This window comes from Candidatus Obscuribacterales bacterium (assembly GCA_036703605.1).
GTDB lineage: Bacteria > Cyanobacteriota > Cyanobacteriia > RECH01 > RECH01 > RECH01.
The window spans coordinates 1-10,242 of sequence record DATNRH010000682.1; the positions used below are offsets into that span (position 1 = coordinate 1).

Genomic DNA, 10,242 nt, shown 5'->3' on the forward strand with positions numbered 1-10,242 from the left:
TCGCCCCTAGAACCGAGGTTTCCCCATCCAAGCAATTCGGTATAGTGAGGAGGTAACAGTCGGTTACAGATGTTAGCTCTTGTCTGGTAGTAGAAATCGTGGCGATCGCAGTTGAATCCCTCATCACCCCCAATATTGCCCGTCCAGCTCGTTATCTTGGCAACGAACTCGGCGCGGTGCATAAACCTTGGCAGTCTGCCCATATTCGCTGGGTGCTGACCTACCCCGAGGTGTATGAGGTGGGTGCATCTAACCTCGGGCACATTATTCTTTACAGCATTATCAACGCCCAACCTCGGCAGTTGTGCGATCGCGCCTACCTACCCGCCCCAGACCTAGCCGCCGCTTTGCGCGATAGCCAAACACCACTGTTTGGGGTTGAGTCCAAGCGATCGCTCCCTGAGTTTGACATCCTTGGCTTCAGCCTCAGCTATGAGCTAGGGGCCACCAATATTCTAGAAATGCTGGACTTGGCTGGCATTCCTCTCACCTGGCAAGCAAGACAGGCTGACGGTGATTGGAACGTTGAACAGGGCAGTTATCCCCTGATTTTTGCGGGAGGGCAAACCGCTACCTCCAATCCCGAGCCCTACGCCGACTTTTTTGACTTTATTGCCCTCGGTGACGGGGAAGAGCTCCTGCCAGAAATTGGCCTGATTTTAGACGAAGGTAAAGCCGCTGGGCTCAGCCGGACGGAGCTGCTGCTCGACCTGGCCCAGGTGCCAGGGGTCTACGTACCGCAGTTCTACGACATGGCGGACGATGGCTCGGTGCATCCCAATCGCCCCGACGTACCGCCGCGTATCCTGCGCCGGGTAGCCACCCCCATTCCCGCCTACTCCATCGGGCTGGTTCCCTACGTGGAAACGGTTCACGATCGCCTCACCATTGAAATTCGCCGGGGCTGTACGCGCGGCTGTCGCTTTTGCCAGCCCGGTATGTTAACCCGTCCCGCCCGAGATGTAGCGCCAGAGCAAGTTGTAGACGCCATCGAAACGGGCATGAGAGCCACAGGATACAATGAATTCTCTCTGCTCTCCCTGAGCTGCTCCGACTACCTAGCCCTGCCGGCCCTGGGCGTTGAGCTGAAAAATCGCCTCAAGGACGACAATATTTCCCTATCCCTGCCCAGCCAGCGGGTCGATCGCTTTGATGAAAATATCGGCAATATCATCGGCGGCACCCGGCAAAGCGGGCTCACCTTTGCTCCTGAGGCCGGCACCCAACGGATGCGCGACATCGTCAACAAAGGGCTGACCAATGAAGAACTGCTGCGCGGCGTGAAATCCGCCTATGAGCAGGGTTGGAGCAAGGTGAAACTCTATTTTATGATCGGTCTACCAGGGGAAACCGACACGGATGTCCTCGGTATTGCCGAAACCATTCGCTGGCTAAAGCGCGAATGCCAAAACAAACACCGGAAGCCGCTCAACTTCAACGTCACCATTTCCAACTTCACCCCCAAACCCCACACGCCCTTCCAGTGGCACTCGGTTTCCACGACCGAGTTCAGCCGCAAGCGATCGCTCCTTCATGACGAATTTCGCACCATTCGCGGTCTCAAGGTCAATTTCACCGATGTGCGTATTTCTGCCATGGAAGACTTTGTCGGCCGGGGCGATCGCCGTCTAGGTGCCGTCGTCCGCCGCGCCTGGGAACTGGGAGCCGGTATGGATGCTTGGTGGGAAAGCCTCGATCGCGCCTTCGAAGCCTGGACAACAGCCATCGACGAAGCCGGACTCAGTTGGAAATATCGCCAAGTTGAACAGGGCGAATGGAATATTTTCGCCGATGAACAGCATCCCAGCGAGCAGGGCTCAACCAACCTAGAAGCCCCTCTGCCGTGGGATCACATCGATACCGGCATTGATAAACAATGGCTGATCGACGACCTGCAACGCGCCCTTGAAGCAGCGACCGTCCCCGATTGTTCATTTGACGGATGTTCCCATTGTGGGGTATGTGGCACCGACTTCGGGCATAATGTAGTAGTTCCCCCACCACCCATTCCAGACTTTGCAGGACATTTTGTCCCCAATACAGCCCGCCAGCAACGGATTCGGCTATGGTTTGGGAAACAGGGAACCATGGCACTGCTCAGTCACTTAGACTTGGTGCGGCTCTTTGATCGAGCACTGCGACGGGCGGCGCTGCCTATTTCATTTACCGGTGGGTATCACCCAGGGCCCAGGATTTCGCCTGCCAATGCCCTCCCCCTCGGAGCCACAAGCTCTAGTGAGATTGTGGACTTTGAGCTTACCCAACCCATGCCCGTGGAAGACTTCCAAGCAGCCTTGGCAGCCCAGCTTCCCGCCGACTTACCGATCTATCGAGCCGAAGCAGTCCCCTTAGCGGCTGGTGCAGCCACCCAGCTCCTTGAGCAAGCGGAGTACTATGTCTGGGTAAGCGCAGATACAACGGCAGGTGAAGACCCTGACTGGAGTTCCTGGATCAGCGCGGTTTGCTCTGCGTCTGAGCTGATCATGAACCATACCACCAAGTCAGGCAAAACCAAGCTGGTTAATCTTCGCGATCGCCTCCACGAGTTGGAGTGGGTATCTCCCCAGTCTCAATCCGTGCCGAAGGCGATACCCCAACGGCTCACTGATGCCTCGCTAACCCTTTTGCGTTATCGAGGCAGTTGTCGAAACGATGGCACTCTTCTCCGCCCGGAGCATTTGGTGGTGATGCTCGAACAGGTTGCATCCTGCCCGGTGCATCTTCACCACGCTCACCGCAACCAATTGATCCTGTCAGACTCGTAATCGTCTGACGCCCGATCTAACCCGCCAACGAGCTTTGGCTCGAAGCCAGACTCGACGGGTAAAACCATTGACTACTGAGCACGACCACGCTACCTAGCGCGATGGTTGAGCCATGGGGTCACCCACCTGATTGTGAAATTTTCAGCCAAAATCAACGTTTTTTGATAGCGCTGTTCGATTGCCACGCTATAATGCTTGACATATGAGAAGCGGTTGCGAATTGACCATCCTGCGGTTCTTCGACGATTCGATTAACGGTAGAGCCAATTAGGTTCGCTTCTGCCAAGCTTTTTGCGAACGTTAGATTAAGACTGGGTGTCTGATATTTAAGGGCGATCGTCGCTGAGTGACCCATACTCTTGACTCATGTTTTGGTGTATGCAACAACCCGGTTGGGTCGTTGCCGTTGAAGGAGCCTACCGGCAGGACGCAGGTCGTATCACCCGTGCATTCCTCCGAAGGGTTGTTCGATTGAGGAGCAGCTTCGTCGCCTCCCGTCACCACTGCCGTCAAGATTTTTGGTTGAGTCAATTTCTACTTCAGCAGAGTGAGTGGCCGAGCGCTGATGACGTGAGCGCCCCCTGTGCTAGAGATTTTTGAGGAACTTGAATGCCAAAGCAGATTATTATTGCGGAGCAGCATCGAACGGCTGCGGTCTTCTCGGAAGACCAGATTCAGGAATTGATTGTTGCTACAGGAAGCCATCAGGTTAGTGATATCTTCCTAGGCATTGTTGAAAACGTTCTCCCCGGTATTGACGCTGCTTTTGTCAACATCGGTGATTCGGAACGCAACGGGTTTATTCATGTCAGTGATTTAGGCCCATTAAAGCTAAAACGCTCCATGGGGCCCATTACGGATCTGCTTGTACCTCAGCAGAAAGTGCTGGTGCAGGTGATGAAAGAGCCCACAGGAAACAAGGGCCCACGGCTAACCGGTAACATCAGCCTACCAGGACGCTACTTGGTGCTCATGCCCTTTGGGCGAGGAGTTAACCTCTCCCGCCGCATTCGTAACGAAAATGAGCGCAACCGCCTACGGGCCCTGGCGATTTTGGTCAAGCCTGCCGGCATGGGGTTGCTGGTGCGCACGGAAGCGGAAGGCATGGATGAAGATGCCATCATTGAAGACCTCGAACTGCTACAGCGTCAGTGGGAGAATATTCAGCAAGAGGCTATGTCTACCCGCGCGCCCAGCTTGCTCAACCGGGATGATGATTTCATCCAGCGCGTTTTGCGAGATGTGCATAGTGCTGATGTCAACCGGATTGTGGTCGATTCCCACACGGGGCTGAAGCGGGTCAAACAGCATTTGACCAACTGGAGCGGCGGCAAGACCCTGCAAGGGGTGATGATCGATCATCACCGCGATCGCACCTCTATCCTGGAATATTTCCGAGTCAATGCAGCCATCCGAGAAGCCCTCAAGCCCCGAGTTGACCTGCCTTCCGGCGGCTATATCATCATCGAACCTACGGAAGCGTTGACGGTCATCGATGTGAACTCCGGATCCTTTACCCGATCCTCTAGCGCCCGAGAAACAGTCCTGTGGACCAACTACGAAGCAGCAGCGGAAATCGCTCGGCAGTTGCGCCTGCGTAACATCGCTGGAGTCATCATTGTGGACTTCATTGATATGGATTCGCGCCGCGACCAGCTTCAGGTGCTAGAGCATTTCAACAAAGCGCTCAGAGCGGATAAAGCTCGCCCCCAAATTGCTCAGTTAACCGAGCTAGGATTGGTGGAGCTCACCCGTAAGCGCCAAGGGCAAAATATCTATGAGCTGTTTGGACGCACCTGTTCTACCTGTGGTGGGCTAGGTCATTTGGTGCAGTTGCCTGGGGATACGGAACCTCTAACTCGTACCATTGTGGAAGTTGGACGAGACTATACAGCTCCAGTTCCCGATCCATCGCCACCCCAACTGCGAGAGGGCAGCGATCGCCCTGATGACGATGATGATCTGGATGAAGACGGCCAAGATCTCGACTTGGTGAACCACCCCAGCTACCGCGAACGCAACAATGCCAATAATCGCCGCCGCCGTCGCCGCCGCGTGGTCGATACACCCAGCAAAGGCAATACAAGGGCAGTCACCCTAACGCCTCGGGATACAGACGCTGCTCCAGAGGTGACGCCGTTACCGGCTAAGCGGGAAATCAAGGTTGACCGCAGCGAGCGCACGCCGGAGCCTCGTACAGAGCAGCCAGACCGCAGCGAGCGATCGGAGCAGCGTGAGCGAGGAGAACGCTCAGAGCGCAGCGAGCGCGCCACGGAATCCCGTACTGACCGCAGTCGATCGGGGCGGCGAGACAAAACACCACCCCCCTCCCCCAAGGTCGTCTCCGTGGAAATGACCTTGGAAGAGCAGGATATCTACGCCTTAATGGGCATCTCGCCACTGGTGTTGAGCACTGACACGGTCAAGGATCCTAAGAACACCATCATTAGCATCGCCCTACCCGGTCAAGAAAACCGCTTAGGCAGTGTTGATGAGCCGATCGCGGAACCCGATGAAGCACCTGATGAAGCGATCGAAGCGACCTCCGATGGCATAGATGATGGCGTTATGGATACACCAGAACCCGTCAGCAAACCCTCGGCGATCGCTGATACGCTGATACTCCGCAACACGCCGGAAGTCGAACCGGAGGCAGAGAACGACGGCGATGACTCCAGCGACAGCGACGACTCGTCGGAAGCATCGGCCACCGACAGCACTTCCACCAATCGTCGTAGACGGCGGCGGCGCTCATCTGCCAGCAGTTCGCGGCGGTCTTAGATCTAGACTCATCAACTCATCAGGATATATCTGCACCATCTGCTCTGTGTGAATCCCCCCTAGTGCGCTAGGGGGGTATGAGTCACAATGGAGACGGTGGGTTGGGCTGACCAAAACCGGCGGCCCGCTAGTCCTCAACGATGTTCGACAGATCATGCCACCTATGCCTAAGACGACGTCTAACCGTTCATCGGCTTGGCAGAAACTCCGCCATGGAGACCTCACCTGTGAACAGGCGCTACAGTTCTTGGTCGATGACCAGGGCATGGTTAACCTCAGCCTGCTAGACACAGAAGTTAGCTATCGTTTTTTGCGAGAATTTCCTAACCCCAGCGCCCTACCGCCGGTGATGCCGCTACTGCTATGGCGCAACTGCTATTACCTAGGCAGCCCCATTGACCTGCCGCCCGAAACGATTCAACAGTTAAGCGATCGCACCTTTACCAACGTCAAGATTATTGCGATCGCCGATCGCAGCTATCGTGCCTGGTACCACAGCCAAAACTTTGACCAATCGGTGATTAGTTCCGATCCACTGATCAATCCCCTCACAGGGGAAGTGGAAACCGAGAACATTGGCGAAGTCACGGAGATGTATTTATCCAAAGCTGCTGATCAAATCAGCCGCATTAAAACCATCATTTCTGGGGCCCTGCGCAATCGGGCTAGCGACATTCACCTAGAGCCTGTAGCGGAAGGGTTGCGGGTGCGCTACCGCATTGACGGCATCCTACGGGATATTACTACCCTCCCCCCAGACATCAGCCGACGGGCGATCGTGGCCCTCAAGGTCATGTCAGACATGGACATTGCTGAAAGCCGCCGCCCCCAAGATGCTCGCATTGGTGAACGCTATGCCGCCGGCAGTGACCTCAACCTCGGGCTAGATATGCGGGTCAGCACCATGCCCTGCGTAGGCGGAGAAAAGGCCGTGATCCGGCTACTGCCCAACGAAAATCCCTTCACCTGCATTGAGGAACTGGGCTTCACACCCCAAACCCTGGCAATCTACCAAAACTGGTTGCAGCAGCCCCAAGGCATGGTAATTTTCACCGGTCCCACCGGCTCTGGCAAAACCAGCACCCTCTACACTAGCCTGCAAACCGTCGCCACCGAGCATGTCAACGTGGTGACCGTGGAAGATCCGGTGGAATATGTGCTGCACCGGATTACCCAAACCCAGGTGCATGAAGCAGCCGGCATGACCTTTGCGGCAGGTCTTCGAGCCATTTTGCGTCAGGATCCAGACATCATCATGGTGGGCGAAATCCGTGACCATGAAACAGCCGAAACGGCGGTGCGCGCAGCCCTAACCGGACACCTAGTCTTTACCACCCTCCATACCAACGACGCCGCCAGCGCCATCCCTCGCCTGAAAGATATTGGCCCCGACCCGGGATTGATCAGTGATGCTCTCCTAGGTATTGTGGCCCAGCGCCTGGTGCGGCGGGTTTGTCCCCATTGTTCTGCTCCACACACGCCTTCCGATGAGGAGTTGGCCATGCTGGGTCTAACGCGATCGCAGATTAATCCCAAAACCTGGCGCAAAGGTCGCGGCTGTGCTCGATGTTTCCAGTCAGGCTATGCCGGGCGGGAAGCCATTATTGAACTGATTGACATGGACGATACCCTGCGACAGATCATTTATGAAGGCACGATGACCGAGCTGAATCGCTACCTGCAAGAAACTCGATTTTGCTCGTTCTACGATGCCGCGATCGCCAAGATTAATGCTGGGGCAACCACTGTGGAAGAAGTCATGCGAGTTCTGCCTCGCAGTGCGCTGCAACGCTATCGTCCTAAACCCCTAGCAGGCGGTGCCCGACGCCATAGTCAACGCCAAGAGCAACCCTCCGTTCCTTAGTACCGCAAGACAGAAGAACGAAGATAGAAGAACGAAGATAGAAGAACGAAAATAGAAGAACGAAAATAGAAGAACGAAAAGGAATTCCAGAACACGCAAGGTTTATCGCCTCAGCACCTAGGCATATTACTTACGCCTCAGAGGACTAGGCACAGAGAGTTCTGAACGGCACAGCAGGCGGCACGTCCTGTGTCACAATAAGTAACGGTAGGCGATGAGGCGATCGCTCCTTGACGTGGAGTTGATGGGTTAAGGAGTCGTGCAGATGGCCCGTTCTTGGGTCTCAGAACCGCACTGATTCTGCTAACCATGGCTGATCTGCCACCACCTTAAATTCTGGGTGTCCACTCGGTGGTCGATACCTATAGATGTAAACCTTTTTGACGGTTAATAAAGTCCTGTGTCTTCAACTGTTTCTGCACCTCTTGTTTCTACACCACCTCGTCGCGCTGTCTTTCCATTCACGGCCATCGTGGGTCAGGAAGAGATGAAGTTAGCGCTGTTGCTCAACGTCATCGATCCCAAAGTTGGCGGTGTGATGATCATGGGCGATCGCGGCACCGGAAAATCTACGACGATCCGCGCCTTAGCTGACGTGCTCCCTGAGATTGAAGTGGTGGCAGACGATCCCTTTAACAGCGACCCCTACGACACCAGCCTCATGAGCGATGAGGTGCAAGACCGGTTCAATCGGCAGGAAGCCTTGCCGACGGCACGCAAAAAAGTGCCCATGGTCGATCTACCGTTAGGCGCAACCGAAGACCGGGTTTGCGGAACCATTGATATTGAAAAAGCGCTGGCGGAGGGGGTCAAAGCCTTTGAACCAGGGCTGCTAGCCAAGGCCAACCGGGGCATCCTCTACGTGGATGAAGTCAACCTGCTCGACGACCACTTGGTAGACGTGCTGCTCGACTCCGCTGCCTCGGGTTGGAATACAGTGGAGCGGGAGGGCATTTCCATTCGCCACCCGGCTAAGTTTGTCCTAGTGGGCTCCGGCAACCCAGAAGAAGGGGAACTACGCCCCCAGTTGCTCGATCGCTTCGGGATGCACGCCGAAATTCGCACGGTCAAAGATCCGGCACTGCGGGTGCAGATTGTGGAACAGCGATCGGAATTTGACCAAGACCCCCAGGCCTTCCTCACCGACTATGCTGACGCTCAAACTGAACTGCAGCAAAAACTCATCCAAGCCCAGCAGTTGCTCAAATCCGTCACCATCGACCACGACTTGCGGGTGAACATTTCCCAGGCCTGCGCTGAGCTCGATGTGGATGGTCTCCGGGGCGATATTGTCACCAACCGCGCTGCCAAGGCGATCGCTGCCCTAGAAGGTCGGACGGAGGTAACCGTTAACGATATTCAACGGGTGATTGTCCTCTGCCTGCGCCACCGCCTGCGTAAGGATCCTCTAGAGTCTATTGACTCGGGCTATAAGGTCAACAAAGTCTTTAGCCGCATTTTTGGTCTACCGGATCCCGATGAAGCCGCTCACCTGAATGGAGCTGCGCGCTAACCCTAATGACGCGGCGCATTCTAGGACTTGATCCTGGGCTAGCCATTTTGGGGTTTGGGGCCATTGCCTGTGACGCCAGCCAGGACAGAGATGCTGCTTCTAGTATCTCTGTCCTGGATTTTGGTGTGATCCAAACACCGGCCAAAACCGCAGTGGGCGATCGCCTTTGTACCATCTACGACGACCTGCACCACCTGCTCAACCAATGGCAACCCGACTTAGTAGCCATTGAAAAACTCTTTTTCTATCGCATGGGCAACACCATTTTGGTGGCCCAAGCCCGAGGGGTGATCATGCTCGTGCTGGCCCAGCATCAGGTGCCCTTCATAGAATTTACCCCCGCTCAAGTCAAGCAGGCGCTCACCGGCTACGGCAATGCCGATAAGCATGAGGTACAGGAAGCCGTTGCCCGCGAGCTTAACCTCGACACCATTCCCCGTCCCGATGACGCCGCCGATGCTTTAGGACTGGCGATCGCCGCTTGGTTCCAACGGGAAGACTAGCCGCCAGCCTTCAGCTTTACATTCAACTGCCCCGGCTTCCGGCGAGCCAGACGCACCGTGTAGGGTAAAACGCCCACCAAGAGTGCAAATGCATCATCGGGCACTTGGGCTACGGTTTCAGGGCCAAAGTAGGTTTCAAACTGGTTGAGAATCATCTGGGCACGCTGCAGCGGTACCGGACAGTCGGTGAACTGCTGGGTGAGGCGAATCCACTGCCGCCGAATCTTAAACGCCCGCTGCCGTGCTTCATGATCGGGTGGGGTAAGAATAGAAAGGGTGCCCACGGGAATCAGCCGCGTGCAGTCCATGTCAAACAGACCACCCACCGCAGCCCCTGGGCCAGCGAACTCAGCATAATACTCTTTGCACAGAATGAGACCGCCACGGCGGCGATCGTTGACCATCATCAACGTGCCGTTGTGCAGCCAGTCTAAGGGCTGGCTGGAGGTCTCACCGGTTGTCGGGTCACGAGTAGCTGGTTTCACGGCACGTTACAAAGGAGTCCAAAACGGACAAAACAGCATGGGTCTAACTCCTGGTCTGCTGCAGACTATCAGCCCACTCATCGCCCATCTCTGATATCGGGAATATCGGAAGCTCCAGGATCGTTAGCAGGATCGTTAGGCTGAATGCCCTGATCCACCGGGAAAAGCTTGGGAACAAGCGGTCGCGGGTCTTCCGAGAAATGGCGTGGGGCAATCTAGATAGCTACAGGCGATCGGGGTTCAGAGCGATCGCCCCCATCTTAAGATATCTACGGGTACCCAAGGCGAGCTCAGCTAACTTTCTAGGCAACATCTGGGCAACCCTGGATCT

Annotated in this window: 6 protein-coding genes; 5 read left to right on the forward strand and 1 reads right to left on the reverse strand. The window is 55.7% G+C overall.

The features are described 5' to 3' along the window. Window positions 1-98: 98 nt before the first annotated feature. The 5 genes from V6D20_14455 to ruvC all read left to right on the forward strand — a co-directional run bounded on the left by V6D20_14455 (window position 99) and on the right by ruvC (window position 9,426). Complete coding sequence (locus V6D20_14455) at window positions 99-2,765, forward strand: TIGR03960 family B12-binding radical SAM protein (protein ID HEY9816980.1); 2,667 nt, start codon at window positions 99-101, stop codon at window positions 2,763-2,765. Window positions 2,766-3,374: 609 nt separating this feature from the next. Continuing rightward, window positions 3,375-5,546, forward strand: a complete 2,172-nt coding sequence (locus V6D20_14460) for an Rne/Rng family ribonuclease (protein ID HEY9816981.1) — start codon at window positions 3,375-3,377, stop codon at window positions 5,544-5,546. Window positions 5,547-5,709: 163 nt separating this feature from the next. Then, window positions 5,710-7,410, forward strand: coding sequence for a GspE/PulE family protein (locus V6D20_14465; protein ID HEY9816982.1), 1,701 nt, complete (start codon window positions 5,710-5,712; stop codon window positions 7,408-7,410). Window positions 7,411-7,810: 400 nt separating this feature from the next. After that, entirely contained in the window at window positions 7,811-8,923 is a 1,113-nt protein-coding gene (gene bchI / locus V6D20_14470) for a magnesium chelatase ATPase subunit I (GenBank protein HEY9816983.1), read from the forward strand. Window positions 8,924-8,928: 5 nt separating this feature from the next. Further along, window positions 8,929-9,426 carry a crossover junction endodeoxyribonuclease RuvC gene (gene ruvC / locus V6D20_14475; protein ID HEY9816984.1) on the forward strand — a complete coding sequence of 166 codons (498 nt, stop codon included), beginning with the start codon at window positions 8,929-8,931 and terminating at the stop codon, window positions 9,424-9,426. Here the strand turns inward: ruvC and V6D20_14480 are convergent. After that, the gene (locus tag V6D20_14480) at window positions 9,423-9,911 is read right to left on the reverse strand and encodes a hypothetical protein (GenBank protein HEY9816985.1); all 489 of its coding nucleotides are present in this window, start codon (window positions 9,909-9,911) and stop codon (window positions 9,423-9,425) included. The genes ruvC and V6D20_14480 overlap by 4 nt on opposite strands. Between the last annotated feature and the right edge of the window lie 331 nt (window positions 9,912-10,242).